The 19072-nt window shown below is 62.5% G+C and carries 20 protein-coding genes; 14 read left to right on the top strand and 6 right to left on the bottom strand.

Annotated elements, in window-relative coordinates; genetic code table 11:
* Positions 1-135 precede the first annotated feature (135 nt).
* The gene (gene algW / locus C6A77_RS22915; RefSeq protein WP_112250273.1) at positions 136-1296 is read right to left on the bottom strand and encodes a Do family serine endopeptidase AlgW; all 1161 of its coding nucleotides are present in this window, start codon (positions 1294-1296) and stop codon (positions 136-138) included.
* A 167-nt stretch (positions 1297-1463) separates the two neighbouring features.
* Between algW and C6A77_RS22910 the strand changes: the two genes are divergently transcribed.
* The 3 genes from C6A77_RS22910 (at position 1464) to cysN (ending at position 5286) form a co-directional block, all read left to right on the top strand.
* On the top strand, positions 1464-2222 hold the full coding sequence (locus C6A77_RS22910) for a Nif3-like dinuclear metal center hexameric protein (protein ID WP_114171606.1): 759 nt from the start codon (positions 1464-1466) through the stop codon (positions 2220-2222).
* Positions 2223-2451: 229 nt separating this feature from the next.
* On the top strand, positions 2452-3369 hold the full coding sequence (gene cysD, locus C6A77_RS22900; protein ID WP_056801777.1) for a sulfate adenylyltransferase subunit CysD: 918 nt from the start codon (positions 2452-2454) through the stop codon (positions 3367-3369).
* Between the two features lie 15 nt (positions 3370-3384).
* The gene (cysN, locus tag C6A77_RS22895; protein WP_114171603.1) at positions 3385-5286 is read left to right on the top strand and encodes a sulfate adenylyltransferase subunit CysN; all 1902 of its coding nucleotides are present in this window, start codon (positions 3385-3387) and stop codon (positions 5284-5286) included.
* Positions 5287-5419: 133 nt separating this feature from the next.
* On the opposite strand, the gene C6A77_RS22890 is transcribed toward cysN, so the two are convergent.
* Positions 5420-5899 (bottom strand): Lrp/AsnC family transcriptional regulator, encoded by a 480-nt coding sequence (locus tag C6A77_RS22890; protein ID WP_114171601.1) that lies wholly within the window; start codon positions 5897-5899, stop codon positions 5420-5422.
* Positions 5900-6026: 127 nt separating this feature from the next.
* On the opposite strand from C6A77_RS22890, the gene C6A77_RS22885 reads away from it, so the two are divergent.
* Complete coding sequence (locus C6A77_RS22885; protein WP_114171599.1) at positions 6027-7223, top strand: methionine gamma-lyase; 1197 nt, start codon at positions 6027-6029, stop codon at positions 7221-7223.
* A 100-nt stretch (positions 7224-7323) separates the two neighbouring features.
* Here the strand turns inward: C6A77_RS22885 and C6A77_RS22880 are convergent, their stop codons facing one another.
* Positions 7324-7761, bottom strand: coding sequence for a DUF1043 family protein (locus C6A77_RS22880; protein WP_114171598.1), 438 nt, complete (start codon positions 7759-7761; stop codon positions 7324-7326).
* Between the two features lie 135 nt (positions 7762-7896).
* Between C6A77_RS22880 and C6A77_RS22875 the strand changes: the two genes are divergently transcribed.
* From C6A77_RS22875 to zapE, 3 genes are all read left to right on the top strand, one after another.
* Positions 7897-8532 carry an alpha/beta fold hydrolase gene (locus C6A77_RS22875; protein WP_114171596.1) on the top strand — a complete coding sequence of 212 codons (636 nt, stop codon included), beginning with the start codon at positions 7897-7899 and terminating at the stop codon, positions 8530-8532.
* A gap of 25 nt (positions 8533-8557) precedes the next feature.
* The gene (locus C6A77_RS22870; RefSeq protein WP_114171595.1) at positions 8558-9907 is read left to right on the top strand and encodes a tryptophan--tRNA ligase; all 1350 of its coding nucleotides are present in this window, start codon (positions 8558-8560) and stop codon (positions 9905-9907) included.
* A gap of 166 nt (positions 9908-10073) precedes the next feature.
* Entirely contained in the window at positions 10074-11168 is a 1095-nt protein-coding gene (gene zapE, locus C6A77_RS22865; protein WP_114171593.1) for a cell division protein ZapE, read from the top strand.
* Between the two features lie 96 nt (positions 11169-11264).
* Here zapE and C6A77_RS22860 read toward each other — a convergent pair whose 3' ends face one another.
* The gene (locus C6A77_RS22860; RefSeq protein ID WP_170931038.1) at positions 11265-12185 is read right to left on the bottom strand and encodes a GlxA family transcriptional regulator; all 921 of its coding nucleotides are present in this window, start codon (positions 12183-12185) and stop codon (positions 11265-11267) included.
* Positions 12186-12460: 275 nt separating this feature from the next.
* The gene (locus tag C6A77_RS22855) at positions 12461-13501 is read right to left on the bottom strand and encodes an NADP(H)-dependent aldo-keto reductase (RefSeq protein WP_114171591.1); all 1041 of its coding nucleotides are present in this window, start codon (positions 13499-13501) and stop codon (positions 12461-12463) included.
* 257 nt (positions 13502-13758) lie between these two features.
* Here C6A77_RS22855 and rplM point away from each other — a divergent pair, with 257 nt between their 5' ends.
* The 7 genes from rplM to C6A77_RS22820 all read left to right on the top strand — a co-directional run bounded on the left by rplM (position 13759) and on the right by C6A77_RS22820 (position 18625).
* Positions 13759-14187, top strand: a complete 429-nt coding sequence (gene rplM, locus C6A77_RS22850) for a 50S ribosomal protein L13 (RefSeq protein ID WP_003260798.1) — start codon at positions 13759-13761, stop codon at positions 14185-14187.
* A 14-nt stretch (positions 14188-14201) separates the two neighbouring features.
* Positions 14202-14594 (top strand): 30S ribosomal protein S9, encoded by a 393-nt coding sequence (gene rpsI / locus C6A77_RS22845; RefSeq protein WP_003260797.1) that lies wholly within the window; start codon positions 14202-14204, stop codon positions 14592-14594.
* A gap of 264 nt (positions 14595-14858) precedes the next feature.
* Entirely contained in the window at positions 14859-15452 is a 594-nt protein-coding gene (petA, locus tag C6A77_RS22840; protein WP_114171589.1) for a ubiquinol-cytochrome c reductase iron-sulfur subunit, read from the top strand.
* Positions 15452-16663, top strand: a complete 1212-nt coding sequence (locus C6A77_RS22835) for a cytochrome bc complex cytochrome b subunit (protein ID WP_114171588.1) — start codon at positions 15452-15454, stop codon at positions 16661-16663. Before petA ends, C6A77_RS22835 begins: the two co-directional genes overlap by 1 nt.
* Positions 16663-17442 carry a cytochrome c1 gene (locus C6A77_RS22830; RefSeq protein ID WP_114171586.1) on the top strand — a complete coding sequence of 260 codons (780 nt, stop codon included), beginning with the start codon at positions 16663-16665 and terminating at the stop codon, positions 17440-17442. Before C6A77_RS22835 ends, C6A77_RS22830 begins: the two co-directional genes overlap by 1 nt.
* A 117-nt stretch (positions 17443-17559) precedes the next feature.
* Positions 17560-18183: a glutathione S-transferase N-terminal domain-containing protein gene (locus C6A77_RS22825; protein ID WP_114171584.1), complete on the top strand. Its 624-nt coding sequence runs from the start codon at positions 17560-17562 to the stop codon at positions 18181-18183.
* Positions 18184-18193: 10 nt separating this feature from the next.
* Positions 18194-18625: a ClpXP protease specificity-enhancing factor gene (locus tag C6A77_RS22820; RefSeq protein WP_114171582.1), complete on the top strand. Its 432-nt coding sequence runs from the start codon at positions 18194-18196 to the stop codon at positions 18623-18625.
* Positions 18626-18677: 52 nt separating this feature from the next.
* Here the strand turns inward: C6A77_RS22820 and C6A77_RS22815 are convergent, their stop codons facing one another.
* The gene (locus C6A77_RS22815) at positions 18678-18896 is read right to left on the bottom strand and encodes a YgdI/YgdR family lipoprotein (RefSeq protein ID WP_114171580.1); all 219 of its coding nucleotides are present in this window, start codon (positions 18894-18896) and stop codon (positions 18678-18680) included.
* Positions 18897-19072 lie beyond the last annotated feature (176 nt).

Below are 19072 nucleotides of genomic sequence, written 5' to 3'. Positions count from 1 at the left end.
GGGCGGTGGGGCGCCCCCGGCCGGGCCCGCGGCCCCCCACCGGTACCCCCGGGGCCTCAAGCCTTGTGCAGTACTTGTGGGAGCTGGCTTGCCGGCGATGGGCTGCGAAGCAGCCCCAGACACCCGATCAGAGCGTTACTTCTCTTCCTTGGCCACTGCCGGCGCCGGTGGCGGCCGCAGCCCGACTTCGGCGATCAGCTTCAACTGCTGCCCGTTGCGCATCACCTCGATGGTGATCTTCTCGTTGGGCTTGATCCGCGCCACCTGGTTCATCGACTTGCGCCCGTCACCGGCAGGCTCGCCGTTGATGCTCAGGATCACGTCACCCAGCTGCAGCCCGGCCTTCGCCGCCGGCCCTTCGCGGAAGATACCCGCTACCACGATGCCCGGGCGGTCCTTCATGCCGAACGATTCGGCCAGTTCCTGGCTCAGCGGCTGCACTTCGATGCCCAGCCAGCCACGGATCACCTGGCCGTGCTCGATGATCGACTTCATCACCTCCAGCGCCAGTTTCACCGGGATGGCGAAGCCGATGCCCTGCGAACCGCCCGATTTGGAGAAGATCGCCGTGTTGATGCCGATCAGGTTGCCGTTGGCATCGACCAGCGCTCCGCCGGAGTTGCCCGGGTTGATCGCCGCGTCGGTCTGGATGAAGTCTTCGTAGTTGTTCAGGCCCAGCTGGTTGCGGCCGGTGGCGCTGATGATGCCCATGGTAACGGTCTGGCCGACCCCGAACGGGTTGCCGATGGCCAGCGACACATCGCCGATGTGAATGGTGTCGGAGCGGCCGATGGTGATCGCCGGCAGGCTCTTGAGGTCGATCTTCAGCACCGCCAGGTCGGTTTCCGGATCGCTGCCGATGACCCGGGCGAGGGTCTCGCGGCCATCCTTCAGGGCCACGACGATCTGGTCGGCGCCGCTGGTGACATGGTTGTTGGTCAGCAGGTAGCCCTCGGGGCTCATGATCACCGCCGAGCCCAGGCTCGACTCCCAACGGCGCTGCTTGGGCAGGTTGTCGCCGAAGAAGCGGCGGAACTGCGGGTCCTCGAACAGCGGGTGGGCGCTCTTGTTCACCACCTTGGTGGTGTACAGGTTGACCACCGCCGGGGCGGCCAGGGTCACGGCATCGGCGTAGGACACCGGGCCCTGCATGATCCGCGAGGTCTGCGGCGCTTGTTGCAGGTTGACGTCCTGGCTGGGCAGACCAACCCATTCCGGGAAGCGCTGGATGATCAGCATGGCGATCAGTACGCCGGTAAGCAGGGGCCAGCCAAAGTAACGCAACGCCTTGAACATGAACGGATCCTGGAAAGAGCGGGGCCGGTGGCCGCGCGGTAGGGCATGAGCGCGCGCGATCATACACCGGTTCCCCCGGTGCCGGCGACGGCCCATAATGGCCGGCATTATACGGGCGTTGCATGAGCGTTGTGCCCGAGAAAAACACAGATTTCGAGGAGATTTTCATGGCCGTCGCTCTGAACACCCTGGTCGAGGAAGCCGAGCGTTACCTGGGCAGCGCGAAGATCCAGGATTATTGCCCCAACGGGCTGCAGGTCGAAGGCCGGCCGCAGGTCAGCCGCATCGTCAGCGGCGTTACCGCCAGCCAGGCGTTGCTCGATGCAGCGGTCGAGGCCGAAGCCGACCTGGTGCTGGTGCACCATGGCTACTTCTGGAAGGGCGAGAACCCGTGCGTCACCGGCATCCGCCAGCGCCGGCTGAAGACCCTGCTGAACAACGACATCAGCCTGCTGGCGTTTCACCTGCCGCTGGACGTGCACCCGGACGTTGGCAACAACGTGCAGCTGGCGCGGCAACTGGACATCACCGTCGAAGGCCCGCTCGACCCGGAGAACCCCAAGGTGGTCGGCCTGGTCGGCTCGCTGGTCGAGCCGGTGACCGCGCGCGACTTCGCCCGGCGGGTGCGCGAGGTGCTGGGGCGTGAGCCGTTGCTGATCGAGGGTGAGCAGATGATCCGCCGGGTCGGTTGGTGCACCGGCGGCGGGCAGGGCTACATCGACACGGCGATCGCCGCCGGGGTCGACCTGTACCTGACCGGCGAGGCGTCGGAGCAGACTTATCACAGTGCTCGCGAGAATGGGGTCAGCTTCATTGCCGCCGGGCATCACGCGACCGAGCGCTATGGGGTGCAGGCGCTGGGCGATTACCTGGCGCGGCGGTTTGCCGTGGAGCACCTGTTCATCGATTGCCCGAATCCGATCTGAGATCAGTGTTGCTTCTTCGCGGGCGCGCCCGCTCCCACAAGGTCTGCGCTGCACCTGTGGGAGCGGGCGTGCCCGCGAAGAGGCCGGGGCTGGCAGCCCAAACCCCCAGTCATATCGTTAGACCTTTTCGATCTAGCCAGCCGCCTAAATAGAAGCGGGTGCTGTGATAAAGTGGCTCGCTCGAACACGGCCCGCAGGCCGTCCATAAGATCGTTTTTCGTGAGTAGCCATGGTCGACAAACTGACGCACTTGAAACAGCTGGAGGCGGAAAGCATCCACATCATCCGCGAGGTGGCCGCCGAGTTCGACAACCCGGTGATGCTGTACTCGATCGGCAAGGATTCCGCCGTGATGCTGCACCTGGCGCGCAAGGCCTTCTTCCCGGGCAAACTGCCGTTTCCGGTGATGCATGTCGACACCCAGTGGAAATTCCAGGAAATGTACAGCTTCCGCGACAAGATGGTCGAGGAAATGGGCCTGGAGCTGATCACCCACGTCAACCCCGAGGGTGTGGCGCAGGGCATCAACCCGTTCACCCATGGCAGCTCCAAGCACACCGACATCATGAAGACCCAGGGCCTCAAGCAGGCCCTGGACAAGCATGGTTTCGACGCCGCTTTCGGTGGCGCGCGCCGCGACGAAGAGAAGTCGCGGGCCAAGGAACGCGTGTACTCGTTCCGTGACAGCAAGCACCGCTGGGACCCGAAGAACCAGCGCCCCGAGCTATGGAACGTGTACAACGGCAAGGTCAACAAGGGCGAGTCGATCCGCGTCTTCCCGCTGTCGAACTGGACCGAGCTGGACATCTGGCAGTACATCTACCTCGAAGGCATCCCGATCGTGCCGCTGTACTTCGCCGCCGAGCGCGAAGTCATCGAGAAGAACGGCACCCTGATCATGATCGACGACGAGCGCATCCTCGAGCATCTCAGCGATGAAGAGAAGGCGCGCATCGTCAAGAAGAAGGTGCGTTTCCGTACCCTCGGCTGCTACCCGTTGACCGGTGCTGTCGAGTCGGAAGCCGAGACCCTGACGGACATCATTCAGGAAATGCTCCTGACCCGTACGTCCGAACGCCAGGGCCGTGTCATCGACCACGATGGCGCCGGTTCCATGGAAGACAAGAAACGCCAAGGCTACTTCTAATTTCAGGGTTACTCCATGTCGCACCAATCTGATCTGATCAGCGAGGACATCCTCGCTTACCTGGCCCAGCACGAGCGCAAGGAACTGCTGCGCTTCCTGACCTGCGGCAACGTTGACGACGGCAAGAGCACCCTGATCGGGCGCCTGCTGCACGACTCCAAGATGATCTACGAGGACCACCTCGAGGCCATCACCCGTGATTCGAAGAAAGTCGGCACCACTGGCGAAGAAGTCGACCTGGCGCTGCTGGTCGACGGCCTGCAGGCCGAGCGCGAGCAGGGCATCACCATCGATGTCGCCTACCGCTACTTCTCCACTGCCAAGCGCAAGTTCATCATCGCCGATACCCCGGGCCACGAGCAGTACACCCGCAACATGGCCACCGGCGCGTCCACCTGCGACCTGGCGATCATCCTGGTCGATGCCCGCTACGGCGTGCAGACCCAGACCCGCCGCCACAGCTACATCGCCTCGCTGCTGGGCATCAAGCATATCGTCGTCGCGGTCAACAAAATGGACCTCAAGGGCTTCGATCAGCAGGTGTTCGAGTCGATCAAGGCCGACTACCTGAAGTTCGCCGAAGCCATCAACCTGGTGCCGAGCAGCCTGCACTTCGTGCCGATGTCGGCGCTCAAGGGCGACAACGTGGTCAACCACAGCGAGCAGTCGCCGTGGTACGCCGGCCCGACGCTGATGGAAATCCTCGAAACCGTCGAAGTGTCGGCTGACCGTAACTTCACCGACCTGCGCTTCCCGGTGCAGTACGTCAACCGGCCGAACCTGAACTTCCGCGGTTTTGCCGGCACCATCGCCAGCGGCGTGGTGCACAAGGGCGATGAAGTCGTCGTGCTGCCATCGGGCAAGAGCAGCCGGGTCAAGTCCATCGTCACCTACGAAGGCGAGCTGGAAAACGCAGGCCCAGGCCAGGCCGTCACCCTGACCATGGAAGACGAGATCGATATCTCCCGTGGCGACCTGCTGGTGCATGCCGACAACGTGCCACCGGTCACTGACCAGTTCGACGCCATGCTGGTGTGGATGGCCGAGGAGCCGATGCTCCCGGGCAAGAAGTACGACATCAAGCGCGCCACCAGCTACGTGCCGGGCTCGATTGCCAGCATTACCCACAAGGTCGATGTGAACACCTTGGAGCAGGGCGCTGCCAGCGCGCTGCAACTGAACGAGATTGGTCGCGTCAAGGTAGCCCTGGATGCCTCGATCGCCCTGGACGGTTACGACAGCAACCGCACCACCGGTGCGTTCATCGTCATCGACCGCCTGACCAACGGCACCGTCGGCGCCGGCATGATCATCGCCCCGCCAGTGCTGCCGCACGGCAGCACCGGCCATCATGGCAAGCAGGCCCACGTGTCCACCGAAGAGCGCGCCCTGCGCTTCGGCCAGCAGCCGGCCACCGTGCTTTTCAGCGGCTTGTCCGGCGCTGGCAAGAGCACCCTGGCCTATGCCGTGGAACGCAAGCTGTTCGACATGGGCCGTGCGGTGTACGTGCTCGACGGCCAGAACCTGCGCCACGACCTGAACAAAGGCCTGCCACAGGACCGCGCCGGCCGCACCGAGAACTGGCGTCGCGCCGCCCATGTGGCGCGCCAGTTCAACGAAGCCGGCCTGCTGACCCTGGCGGCGTTCGTGGCCCCGGATGCCGAAGGCCGCGAACAGGCCAAGGCCTTGATCGGCAAGGAGCGCCTGCTGACCGTTTACGTCCAGGCCTCGCCGCTGGCCTGCCGTGAGCGCGACCCGCAAGGCCTGTACGCTGCCGGTGGCGACAACATCCCGGGCGAAAGCTTCCCGTACGATGTGCCGCTGGATGCAGACCTGGTGATCGATACCCAGTCCACCGGTGTCGACGAGGGCGTGAAACAGGTGCTGGACCTGCTGCGTCAGCGCGGCGCGATCTAAGCGCTGGCTTGCAAGAAAAACCCCGCCTCGGCGGGGTTTTTTGTTTCTAGGCTCGACATACATTCGCGGGCCTCTTGTGGGAGCTTTGGATTATGAGCAGGGCAGTTGTTCCTGCATGGACTGTGCATGTCGTTCAGATGTGTTTTTCCGACACCGGTATCACCCTCCGTTCCTTCACCGCCTTGTAGGAAAAACTCGAATAGATTTCCTTCACCCCCGGCAACCGTTGCAGCACCTCCCGGGTAAACTCGCCGAACGATTCCAGATCCCGCGCCAGGATCTCCAGCAAGAAGTCATACCTCCCCGAAATGTTGTGGCAAGCGACAATCTCGGGAATCTCAATCAGCCGCTGCTCGAACGCCAGCGCCATGTCTTTGGTGTGCGAGTCCATCATGATGCTGACGAACGCGGTCACGCCAAACCCCAGCGACTTGGGCGAGAGGATGGCCTGGTAGCCGGTGATGTAGCCGTTGTCTTCCAGCAACTTGACCCGTCGCCAGCAGGGCGAGGTGGTCAGCGCCACCTGGTCGGCAAGTTCGGCAACGGTAAGGCGGGCGTTGTCCTGCAGGGCGGCGAGCAGGGCGCGGTCGGTGCGGTCGAGGCTCGAAGGCATGTTTTGCCCTCCTGATCCGGTAATTGTTGTTTTTGTTCCAGCAGGCACGCGGATGCGTGGGCTATTTTGGAAAAAATCGGGCAGCTCGGTGGCATAAGCTTACAACAAACCACAAGAGGCTGTTGCCATGCGCGACTCCCACAACAAAACCGGTTTCTCCACACGGGCCATTCACCATGGCTACGACCCGCTTTCCCACGGTGGCGCGCTGGTGCCACCGGTCTACCAGACCGCTACCTATGCCTTCCCCACCGTCGAATATGGCGCGGCCTGCTTTGCCGGAGAGGAGCCGGGGCATTTCTACAGCCGCATCTCCAACCCGACCCTGGCCCTGCTGGAGCAGCGCATGGCCTCGCTGGAGGGTGGCGAGGCAGGGCTGGCCCTGGCCTCGGGCATGGGCGCTATCACCTCGACGATCTGGACCCTGCTGCGGCCCGGTGACGAACTGATCGTCGGGCGCACCTTGTATGGCTGCACCTTTGCCTTCATGCACCATGGCATTGGCGAATTCGGGGTGAAAATCCGCCATGTCGACCTGAACGATGCCAAGGCCCTCAAGGCGGCGATCAACGGCAAAACACGGATGATCTACTTCGAAACCCCGGCCAACCCCAACATGCAACTGGTGGATATCGCTGCCGTGGTCGAGGCCGTACGCGGGCATGATGTGCATGTGTTGGTCGACAACACCTACTGCACGCCCTACCTGCAGCGTCCGCTGGAACTGGGGGCCGACTTGGTGGTGCATTCGGCAACCAAGTACCTCAGTGGCCATGGCGATATCACGGCCGGCCTGGTGGTCGGGCGCAAGGCGCTGATCGACCGCATTCGCCTGGAAGGGCTGAAGGACATGACCGGGGCGGTGCTGTCGCCGCATGACGCGGCGCTGCTGATGCGCGGGATCAAGACCCTGGCCCTGCGCATGGACCGCCATTGTGCCAACGCCGGGCAGGTGGCCGAGTTTCTCGCTCGGCAGCCGCAGGTGGAACTGATCCACTACCCGGGGTTGCCGTCGTTTGCCCAGTACGAACTGGCACAGCGGCAGATGCGCTTGCCGGGCGGGATGATTGCCTTCGAACTCAAGGGCGGTATCGAGGCTGGCCGGCGCTTCATGAACGCGCTACAGCTGTTCGCCCGCGCGGTGAGCCTGGGCGATGCCGAGTCGCTGGCGCAGCACCCGGCGAGCATGACCCATTCCAGCTACACACCGCAGGAGCGGGCGCACCACGGCATCTCGGAAGGGTTGGTGCGGTTGTCGGTGGGGCTGGAGGATGTGGAAGACCTGCTGGCGGATGTTGAGCAGGCGCTGCAGGCTTGCTTATAGGTTGCCTGGACCGGCCCCTTCGCGGGTTTACCCGCGAAGAGGCCAGTGAATCCAGCCCACGAAAAAGGCCTCTAGCGAGGCCTTTGTCATGTTCAGCAGATCAACGCTTGAGCCCGTAGCTCTCGTCGAGCATGCCCGGCGAGTTCGGTGCTTTCGGCGCGTAGTCGCGCGGCACCTCGGCGGTGTCCTTTGGTGGGGTCAGGCGGTCGCGCGGGCCCTGTGCAGCCTCGGAATGCAGGGCCGCCAGCAGGCGTTGGCGAGTAACGTCATCAAGGGCCAGGCTGTTGGCGCCTTCGGCCAGGTGATCCTGTACGTCCTGGTAGCTCTGGGTCAGTTTCTTGACCAGCACGGCGGTGCTGTTGAAGTGGGTGACCACTTCGTTCTGATAGCTGTCGAAGCGCTTCTGAATATCGTCCAGCTGACGCTGGGTGCTGCTCGGCGCGGCATTGGGCAGCAGGCGGGCGACGACGAAACCAACCACCACGCCGATGACCAGGGCCAGGGTCGGCAACAACCAAACAAGGAGCGAGAGTTCCACGAGTCCTTCCTCTATAAACGGCTTTGCTTTACGTTAACGGCTCAGACCTGCGCTGTATACCGCGAGCGATCGCAAATCAGAACAGAATTCCTCACCTAGACGAATCGACCCCTCCCGAGGTCACGGAGTAGTGCCTTGCTTGTCCGCGAAACCCCCTTGTTCATCGATGGCCCCAGCGGCCAGCTGGAAGCCTTGTATCTGGATGTGGCCGAGGCCCGCGGCGCGGTGCTGATCTGCCACCCCAACCCGGTCCAGGGTGGCACCATGCTCAACAAGGTGGTCTCGACCCTGCAACGCACCGCCCGCGACGCCGGCTACGTGACCCTGCGCTTCAACTACCGTGGCGTCGGCCAGAGCGCCGGCAGCCATGACATGGGCGCTGGCGAGGTGGCCGATGCCGAAGCCGCCGCCGCCTGGCTGCGCGAACGGCACCCGGGCCTGCCGCTGGTGCTGATGGGCTTCTCGTTCGGCGGTTTCGTCGCCACCAGCCTGGCCGGCCGCCTGGAGGCCAGTGGAGTAGCGCTGCAGCAGTTGTTCATGATCGCTCCGGCGGTCATGCGCCTGACCGCGGAGTTCCCGCTGCCGCAGCGCTGCCCGATCACCGTGGTGCAGCCGGACGCCGACGAAGTCGTTGCGCCGCAGCTGGTTTACGATTGGTCCGACAGCCTGTCGCGCCCCCACGAGCTGCTGAAAGTGGCAGAATGCGGACACTTCTTTCATGGCAAGCTGACCGATCTGAAAGATCTGCTGCTGCCGCGCCTTTCGAACTGAGCCAAGCCTGAATAAGCGAACACCCATGACCACGCGCATTCTCACCGGTATCACCACCACCGGCACACCGCACCTGGGCAACTACGCCGGCGCCATCCGCCCGGCGATCCGTGCCAGCCAGCAGCCCGGTGTCGACTCGTTCTACTTCCTGGCCGACTACCACGCCCTGATCAAGTGCGATGACCCGCTGCGCATCCAGCGTTCGCGCCTGGAAATCGCCGCCACCTGGCTGGCCGGTGGCCTCGACCCGGACAAGGTGACCTTCTACCGCCAGTCCGACATCCCGGAAATCCCCGAACTGACCTGGCTGCTGACCTGTGTCAGCGCCAAGGGCCTGCTCAACCGCGCGCACGCCTACAAGGCTTCGGTGGACAAGAACCTGGAAAACGGTGAAGACCCGGATGCCGGCGTGACCATGGGCCTGTACAGCTACCCGGTGCTGATGGCCGCGGACATCCTGATGTTCAACGCCAACAAGGTGCCGGTCGGCCGTGACCAGATCCAGCACGTGGAAATGGCCCGCGACATCGGCCAGCGTTTCAACCACCTGTTCGGCCAGGGCCGGGACTTCTTCGCCCTGCCGGAAGCGGTGATCGAAGAGAGCGTGGCGACCCTGCCGGGGCTGGACGGGCGCAAGATGTCCAAGAGCTATGACAACACCATTCCGTTGTTCAGCAGCGCCAAGGACATGAAAGACGCCATCTCGCGCATCGTCACCGACTCGCGCGCCCCAGGCGAAGCGAAAGACCCGGACAACGCGCACCTGTTCACCTTGTACCAGGCCTTCTCGACGCTGGCGCAGTGCGCCGAATTCCGCGAAGAGCTGCTGCAGGGCCTGGGCTGGGGCGAGGCCAAGCAGCGCCTGTTCCAGCTGCTGGACGGCCAGCTGGCCGAGAAGCGTGAGTACTACCACCAGCTGATCGCCCGCCCGGCGGACCTGGAAGACATTCTGCTGGCCGGCGCTGCCAAGGCCCGCAAGCTTGCCACGCCGTTCCTCGAGCAGCTGCGCGAGGCTGTTGGCCTGCGTTCGTTCCGCAGCAGCGTGCAAGCCAGTACCGAAGTGAAGAAGAAGGCCGCCAAGAGCGCGCGTTTCGTCAGCTTCCGTGACGAAGACGGCAGCTTCCGCTTCCGCCTGTTGGCTGCCGACGGTGAACAATTGCTGCTGTCGCGCCGCTTCGCCGACGGCAAGAGCGCCGGCGCCGTCAGCAAGCAGCTGCAGCAGGGTGGCGAGGCCGATGTGCGCATCGAAGGCCTGGGCTTCGGCCTGTGGTTGAATGGCGAGCAGGTTGCCGACGGGCCGCAGTTCGACAGCGCCGAGGCCCGTGATGCGGCCATCGAAAGCCTGCGTGCAGCGCTTGCGCCTCAACCGGACTGAAGATGTCGAAACCGTGGGAGCGGGCGAGCCCGCGAAACAGGCGCCGTGTTGCCTGGCACCGGCTTTGCCGGTGTTCGCGGGCACGCCCGCTCCCACAGACTGATTGCCATAAGGCGGGCCTGTCGCTACAGTGACGGCCCGTTTTTTGTTGCCTCGCTAACGAATCATGACGCCCCTAGAACGATATCAAGCAGATCTGAAACGTCCCGACTTCTTCCATGACGCGGCGCAGGAAACTGCTGTGCGTCACCTGCAGCGCCTGTACGACGACCTGGTACGTGCGCAGAACAACAAGCCGGGCGTATTCGGCAAGCTGTTCGGCAAGAAGGAACAGACCCCGGTCAAGGGCCTGTATTTCTGGGGTGGGGTAGGGCGTGGCAAGACCTACCTGGTCGATACCTTCTTCGAGGCGCTGCCGTTCAAGCAGAAGATGCGCACGCACTTCCACCGCTTCATGAAGCGTGTGCACGAGGAAATGAAAACCCTCAAGGGCGAGAAGAACCCGCTGACCATCATCGCCAAGCGCTTCAGCGAAGAAGCCAAGGTCATCTGCTTCGATGAATTCTTCGTGTCGGACATTACCGACGCGATGATCCTCGGCACCTTGATGGAAGAGCTGTTCAAGAACGGCGTCTCGCTGGTGGCCACCTCCAACATCGTGCCGGACGGCCTGTACAAGGACGGCCTGCAACGCGCGCGCTTCCTGCCGGCCATCGCCATGATCAAGCAGTACACCGAGGTGGTGAACGTCGACAGCGGGGTCGACTACCGCCTGCGTCACCTGGAACAGGCCGAGCTGTACCACTACCCGCTCGATGAAGCGGCGCACCAGAGCCTGCGCGCCAGTTTCAAGGCGCTGACCCCCGAGTGCACCCAGGCGGTCGAGAACGATGTGCTGATGATCGAGAATCGCCCGATCAACGCCCTGCTGACCTGTGACGACGTGGCCTGGTTCGACTTCCGTGCCCTGTGCGACGGCCCGCGCAGCCAGAACGACTACATCGAACTGGGCAAGATCTTCCACGCTGTGCTGTTGAGCAACGTGGAGCAGATGGGCGTCACCACCGACGACATCGCCCGCCGCTTCATCAACATGGTCGACGAGTTCTACGACCGCAACGTCAAGCTGATCATCTCGGCCGAGGTGGAGCTGAAGGACCTGTATACCGGTGGGCGTCTGGCCTTCGAGTTCCAGCGCACCCTGAGCCGGTTGCTGGAGATGCAGTCGCACGAGTTCCTGGCGCGCGCGCACAAGCCTTGAGAAGCCGGGGCCGCTTCGCGCCCCATCGCCGGCAAGCCAGCTCCCACAGGTTGGGGCTGGCCTTGAAACTTGCGCGCAAAGCAGCCCCAGAAGGCCTCAAGCCTCCTGCATGAACTGTTGCCGATACTGGTTCGGCGACAACTCGGTATGCTGGCGGAACAGCCGCGCAAAAAAACTGGCATCGTCATAGCCGACCTCATAGCTGATGGTCTTGATGCTCTTGCGCGTGCTCGACAGCAGCCCCTTGGCCGTCTCGATCCTTAGCCGTTGCAGGTAATGCAGCGGCTTGTCGCCCGTCGCGCCCTGGAAGCGGCGCATGAAGTTGCGAATGCTCATGCCGTGGTTGCGCGCCACATCCTCGAAGCGGAACTTGTCGGCAAAGTGCTCCTCCAGCCAGTGCTGGATCTGCAGGATGATCAGGTCCTGGTGCAGTTTCTGCCCGCCAAAGCCCATGCGCCCCGGGGTGTAGTTGCGCTGCACTTCGTAGAGGATGTCGCGCGACACGGCGCGGGCCACGTTGGCGCCACAGAAGCGTTCGATCAGGTAGATGTACAGGTCGCAGGCCGAGGTTGCGCCGCCGGCGCAGTAGATATTGTCGGCATCGGTCAGGTGCTTGTCCTGGTTCAGGCGGATCTTCGGGAAGCGTTCGGCAAAGCTGGTGAAGAAGCGCCAGTAGGTGGTCGCCTCCTTGCCGTCGAGCAGGCCGGACTCGGCCAGCCAGAATACGCCACTGGCTTCGGCGCACAGCACCGCGCCACGTGCGTGCTGTTCACGCAGCCATGGCAGCACCTGTGGATAACGTTGCAGCAGGTTGTCGAAGTCGTCCCAGAAGGCCGGGAGGATGATCACGTCGGCGTCGTCCAGGCCACCATCGACCGGCAGCTGCACATTGCTGAAGCTGTCCACGGGCTGGCCGTCCGGGCTCACCAGGCGGATCTCGAACATGGGTTGCAGGCCCAGGCCCAGCTGTTTGCTGTAGCGCAGGCTGGCGAGGTGGAAGAAGTCCTTGGCCTGCATCAGTGTCGAAGCGAACACCTTGTCAATGGCCAGGATGCTGACACGCCGCAGCGACGTCGAGGGTTGGGTAAACATCATTGTCATTGTTCTTATAGGGTAGAGTGGTCAATCACCGGCTGGATCGTCTTATTTTTTGGCGATTGTGTCTAGCCTGCTGCACCGCGCTGGTCTCTTCGCGGGCTCGCCCGCTCCCACAGGGACCGCGCAGGTGTCTAGAGCTGCGGGGATCCTATGGGAGCGGGTTTACCCGCGAAGAGGGCGGTACAGGATTGCGCTCAAGGCGCCGGGTTCGGCTGCTCCTGATGAAGCGCTTCGATCGCCGCCAGCAGTTCATCACTCAGGCTCAGCTCGAGGCTGGCCAGGTTGCTGTCCAGCTGTTCGAGGCTGGTTGCACCAATGATGTTGCTGGTTACGAACGGCTGCCGGGTCACGAACGCCAGGGCCATCTGCGCCGGGTCCAGGCCGTGTTCGCGGGCCAGTTGCACGTAACGGCTGCAGGCCGCCACGGTTTGCGGGTTGGAATAGCGGGCAAAGCGGCTGAATAAGGTCAGTCGCGCGTTTTCCGGGCGTGCGCCGTTCTCGTACTTGCCCGAAAGCATGCCGAACGCCAGCGGTGAGTAGGCCAGCAGGCCGCACTGTTCGCGGATGGCGACTTCCGCCAGGCCCACCTCGAAGCTGCGGTTGAGCAGGTTGTACGGGTTCTGGATCGACACCGCCCGCGGCCAGCCACGGCTTTCGGCCAGTTGCAGGAACTTCATGGTGCCCCACGGCGTTTCGTTGGACAGGCCGATATGGCGGATCTTGCCGGCGCGTACCTGCTCGTCGAGCGCTTCGAGGGTTTCTTCCAGCGGGGTGAAGTGGTCCTGCGGCAGGTGCTGGTAGCCCAGCTTGCCGAAGAAGTTGGTGTTGCGCTCCGGCCAGTGCAGCTGGTAGAGGTCGATGCGGTCGGTCTGCAGGCGCTTGAGGCTCTCGTCCAGCGCCGCGACGATGTGCTGGCGGTTATGCCTGAGCTGGCCGTCGCGAATGTGGCTGATGCCGTTGCCGGGGCCGGCTACCTTGCTCGCCAGTACCCAGTCGTCGCGATCGCCATTGGCCCTGAACCAGTTGCCGATGATGCGCTCGGTGGCGGCGTAGGTTTCGGGGCGGGGCGGCACCGGGTACATCTCGGCGGTGTCGATGAAGTTGACCCCTGCGGCCTTGGCCCGGGCAATCTGCGCGAAGGCCTCGGCCTGAAGGTTCTGCTCACCCCAGGTCATGGTGCCCAGGCACAGGGCGCTGACAGTGAGGTCGGTACGGCCGAGCTGGCGGTATTCCATCGGATAGACACTCCTTGGCAAATGAAACCCATCAAAGCAGGTTGAAATTTTTCGCGCAATCTGGATAATTCGGCAGCTCTCCGTGTGGCGGAAGTGATGCACCACCACGCAGGAAGAACCCCGTCGAACACTGGCGTGCCTGACCCGAGCCCCCAAAGCGTCAGCGTTCGGCTGCGCGCTTGCCCTTGGCAAGCTGTGCACTATCCAGTAAGATTCGCCGTCTATTTTTCGCTGGGCGGCCTCTGAGGCTTTAGAGAATGAAAACTTTTACTGCTAAACCGGAAACAGTAAAGCGCGAGTGGTTCGTAGTCGACGCCGCTGGCCAGACCCTGGGTCGTCTGGCTACCGAAATCGCTAGCCGTCTGCGTGGCAAACACAAACCAGAATACACCCCTCACGTTGACACCGGCGACTACATCGTCGTTATCAACGCTGAACAGGTTCGTGTGACTGGTGCCAAGTCTTCCGACAAAATGTACTACTCCCACTCCGGTTTCCCAGGCGGTATCAAGGAAATCAACTTCGAGAAGTTGATCGCCAAGGCCCCTGAGCGTGTTATCGAAACCGCGGTCAAAGGCATGCTGCCTAAGAACCCGCTGGGTCGCGACATGTACCGCAAGCTGAAAGTGTACGCGGGTGCTGCTCACCCACACACTGCTCAGCAGCCTCAAGAACTGAAGATCTAACGGGAAAGTTCATTATGTCGGCGACTCAAAACTACGGCACTGGCCGTCGCAAGACCGCAACCGCTCGCGTATTCCTGCGTCCGGGTACTGGTAACATTTCCATCAACAACCGTTCTCTGGACGTGTTCTTCGGTCGCGAAACCGCTCGCATGGTTGTTCGCCAGCCACTCGAGCTGACCGAAACCGTCGAGAAGTTCGACATCTACGTCACCGTTTCCGGTGGTGGTGTCAGCGGTCAGGCCGGTGCGATCCGTCACGGTATCACCCGCGCTCTGATGGAATACGACGAAACCCTGCGTGGCGCTCTGCGTCGTGCTGGCTACGTCACCCGCGACGCTCGTGAAGTCGAGCGTAAGAAAGTGGGTCTGCGTAAAGCGCGTAAGCGTCCTCAGTACTCCAAGCGTTAATACCGCTTCGGCAGTCGAAAAAAGCCCGGTTCCTTGGAACCGGGCTTTTTTTATGTCTTGGACTAACCTGTCAGCATGTCAGTGACCACTTGTCGCATAGACGCAGATCAAGCAAAGCGCGGGTAGTGCCCTCTGGCTGGGGTATTCACCTTGTCACTGTGTGGGTTTGTTTCTTACCATGGCGACCAATTTTTAGCGCCACTGACACAACCTAAGTACAGGGTCTGGTTCAACAGGCCAAGCAAGCTGATGGGAGAGGACTGAATGAGCAATGACGGCGTCAACGCAGGCCGGCGCCGCTTCCTCGTAGCCGCGACATCTGTAGTCGGGGCGGCGGGGGCAGTGGGGGCTGCGGTACCGTTCGTGGGGTCATGGTTTCCCAGTGCCAAGGCGAAAGCCGCGGGTGCACCGGTGAAGGTCAATATTGCCAAGGTCGAGGCCGGGCAGCAGATGGTGGCCGAGTGGCGTGGCCAGCCTGTGTTCATCGTGAGGCGAACGGATGAGATTCTCGGCAACCTGAAAAAAGTCGCCGGTGACCTGGCTGACCCTGAGTCCAAGGCTTCGGTGCAACCGACCTACGTCGACCCACAGGTTCGTTCGATCAAGCCGGAAATTCTGATCCTCGTCGGGTTGTGCACACACCTGGGCTGCTCGCCCACGTTCCGCCCGGAAGTCGCACCTGTCGACCTCGGTCCGAAATGGGTCGGTGGCTATTTCTGCCCGTGCCACGGCTCCCACTACGACCTGGCTGGGCGTGTCTACAAGTCGCAGCCAGCGCCTCTCAACCTGCCCGTGCCACCGCACTCTTACGAGTCGGACGAGATCGTCGTCATCGGCGTTGACCAGGAGAACGCATGATGAGCAAGTTCATGGACTGGATTGATGCTCGCTTCCCCGCTACCAAGATGTGGGAAGACCACCTGAGCAAGTATTACGCGCCCAGGAACTTCAACTTCCTGTACTTCTTTGGCTCCCTGGCGCTGCTGGTGCTGGTCAACCAGATCGTCACCGGGGTGTGGCTGACCATGAGCTTCACGCCTTCGGCGGAGGAGGCCTTCGCCTCGGTCGAGTACATCATGCGCGACGTGGAATACGGCTGGATCCTGCGCTACCTGCATTCCACCGGTGCGTCGGCGTTCTTCATCGTGGTCTACCTGCACATGTTCCGCGGCTTGCTCTACGGCTCGTATCAGAAGCCGCGCGAGCTGGTGTGGCTGTTCGGCATGCTGATCTACCTGGCGCTGATGGCCGAGGCCTTCATGGGCTACCTGCTGCCGTGGGGGCAGATGTCCTACTGGGGCGCCCAGGTGATCATTTCGCTGTTCGGTGCCATCCCGGTGATCGGTGACGACCTCACCCAGTGGATCCGTGGTGACTACCTGATCTCGGGCATCACCCTGAACCGCTTCTTCGCCCTGCACGTGGTCGCCCTGCCGATCGTCATCCTCGGCCTGGTGGTGCTGCACATTCTCGCCTTGCACGAAGTGGGTTCGAACAACCCTGACGGCGTCGACATCAAGAAGAAAAAGGACGAAAACGGCATCCCGCTGGACGGCATTCCGTTCCACCCTTACTACACCGTGAAAGACATTGTCGGTGTGGTGGTGTTCCTGTTCGTGTTCTGCGCCGTCGTGTTCTTCTTCCCGGAAATGGGCGGTTACTTCCTGGAGAAACCAAACTTCGAGCAAGCCAACGCCTTCAAGACCCCGGAGCATATTGCCCCCGTGTGGTACTTCACGCCGTTCTACGCGATCCTGCGTGCGGTGCCTGACAAGTTGATGGGCGTCATCGCCATGGGCGCGGCGATTGCGGTGCTGTTCGTGCTGCCCTGGCTCGACCGCAGCCCGGTGCGCTCCATGCGCTACAAGGGCTGGATCAGCAAGCTCTTCCTGCTGGTGTTCTGCGTGGCCTTCGTCATCCTCGGCGTGCTGGGCGTACTGGCACCGACACCTGGGCGTACCTTGCTGTCGCAGGTGTGTACGGTGTTGTACTTCGCCTACTTCCTGCTGATGCCGTTCTACACAAGGCTCGAGAAGACCAAACCGGTTCCGGAAAGGGTGACTGGCTGATGAAAAAGTTGATTGCAGTATTTTTGCTGGCCGTGATGCCTGCCTTTTCCTTCGCGGCCGAGCACGGCCTGGAGTTGGACAAGGTCGACATCGACCTGAGCGACAAAGCCGCCATGCAGGACGGTGCGCGTACCTTCGCCAACTATTGCATGGGTTGCCACAGTGCCAAGTTCCAGCGTTACGAGCGGGTCGCCGATGACCTGGGCATCCCCCACGAGCTGATGCTCGAGAAGCTGGTGTTCACCGGTGCCAAGATCGGTGACCACATGCAGATCGGCATGAAGCCCAGCGATGCCAAGACCTGGTTCGGCGCCGCACCGCCCGACCTGACCCTGGTAGCCCGGGTGCGTGGCACCGACTGGCTGTACACCTACCTGCGCAGCTTCTACGAGGACCCTTCGCGGCCTTATGGGGTGAACAACAAGGTGTTCCCGAACGTCGGCATGCCCAACGTGCTGGTCGGCCTGCAAGGTAACCAGGTGGTGGGCTGCAAACAGGTGCAGACCGTGACCGATGGCAAGAAGCAGTTCGACCCGTTGACCGGTAGCCCGATTACCCATGAAGCGTGCGACCAGCTGACCATCACGCCGAATTCCGGTACCCTGACGACCGAGCAGTTCGACGAGAAGGTCAAGAACCTGGTGACCTTCCTGGCCTATTCGGCCAACCCGGTCAAACTGGAAAGCCAGCGCATCGGTACCTACGTGTTGCTGTACCTGGCTTTCTTCTTCGTATTCGCCTACTTGCTCAAGCGTGAATACTGGAAGGACGTGCACTGATCACGCAGTAGTTTCTGGTTGTTGAACGCGCCCGGGGCGCCCCTGCAGAAATGCGGGGGCGCCCCGGGCGCGTTTTCATTTACAGTTGCACAAGCATCCCGTGCGAGGAGCCGCTACATGGGCGCAACCAACAGGTTAGCCTGCTATTCCGATCCCGCTGATCACTATTCCCATCGGGTACGCCTGGTGCTGGCCGAGAAGGGTGTCAGCGTGCAGGTCATCGATGTCGACCCTGCCCGCCTGCCGCCCAAGCTGGCCGAGGTCAACCCTTACGGCAGTCTGCCGACGCTGGTCGACCGTGACCTGGCGTTGTATGAATCGACCGTGGTGATGGAATACCTCGAAGAGCGTTACCCGCACCCGCCGCTGATGCCGGTGTACCCGGTTGCGCGTGGCAACAGCCGTCTGCTGATGCACCGCATTCAGCGCGACTGGTGCGCCCTGGCCGATACCGTGCTGGATTCGCGCAGCAGCGAGGCCGCCCGCGCCGAGGCGCGCAAGGCCCTGCGCGAGAGCCTGACCGGCGTTTCGCCATTGTTCAATGAATTCGCCTGTTTCATGAGCGATGAGCAAAGCCTGGTCGATTGTTGTCTACTGCCCATACTCTGGCGTTTGCCGGTGTTGGGCATCGAGTTGCCGCGGCAAGCCAAGCCGCTGCTGGATTACATGGAGCGGCAGTTCGCCCGCGAGCCTTTCCAGGCGAGCCTGTCCTCCGTAGAACGTGAAATGCGCAAGCTTTAAGGAGCCGTTGATGAACTCCAGTCGCCCCTATCTGGTTCGAGCACTGTACGAGTGGATCGTCGACAACGATTGCACGCCCCATATGCTGGTCAACGCCGAATTCCCCAAGGTCCAGGTGCCGGATGGTTTCGCCAGTGATGGCCAGATCGTCCTGAACATCTCGCCAAGCGCCGTGCGCAGTTTGCACATGGACAACGATGCGGTCAGCTTCGAAGGCCGTTTCAGTGGTGTGGCCCATTCGCTGTTCGTGCCGGTCGGCGCCATTCTGGGTATCTATGCCCGGGAAAACGGCCAGGGCATGGTCTTCGAGCTGGAGTCGCCACTGATGGAAGGTGACGACCTGGAAGACGATGATGTGCAGCCGGACGACGATGGCCCGCCTGAAGGTGGTGGCCAGCCGCCACGCCCAAGTGGCCGGCCAAGCCTGAAAGTGGTCAAGTAAGAAAAAAGGCGATCCCACCGGATCGCCTTTTTCTTTGGGGCCAGACTCGGTCTTACAGGTCGCTGATGGTGCGGACCTGGTCCTTGTTGACGCGGGTGCGCTTGCCGTCGAGTTGCTGGAACTCGTAGAAGCCGGAGTCGGCGTCGTACTCCGGGACGTCGACCGTCTGGATTTCACGGCCGTCGTTGAGGATGATCTGGCTAGGGGTGGAGCAGCCGGCCAGGGTGGCGAAGGTGCCGAACAGCAGGGCAGGCAGCAGAAGCTTTTTCATGCGGTGTTTCCTGGGTTTGCGAAAGGTGGGGCAATGTTGTTGCCTGTGCTGGCCTCTTCGCGGGGGGGGGCCCCCCCCCCCCCGGGGGTGGGGGGGGGGGGGGGGGGGGGGGGCGGGGGGGGGGGGGGGGGGGCCCGGGGGGGGGGGGGGGGGGGGGGGGTATAGAGCAGGAGATG

Source organism: Pseudomonas sp. AFG_SD02_1510_Pfu_092 (assembly GCF_003331055.1).
In the GTDB taxonomy this organism is placed as follows: domain Bacteria; phylum Pseudomonadota; class Gammaproteobacteria; order Pseudomonadales; family Pseudomonadaceae; genus Aquipseudomonas.
This window is presented reverse-complemented; position numbering and strand designations above follow the sequence as displayed.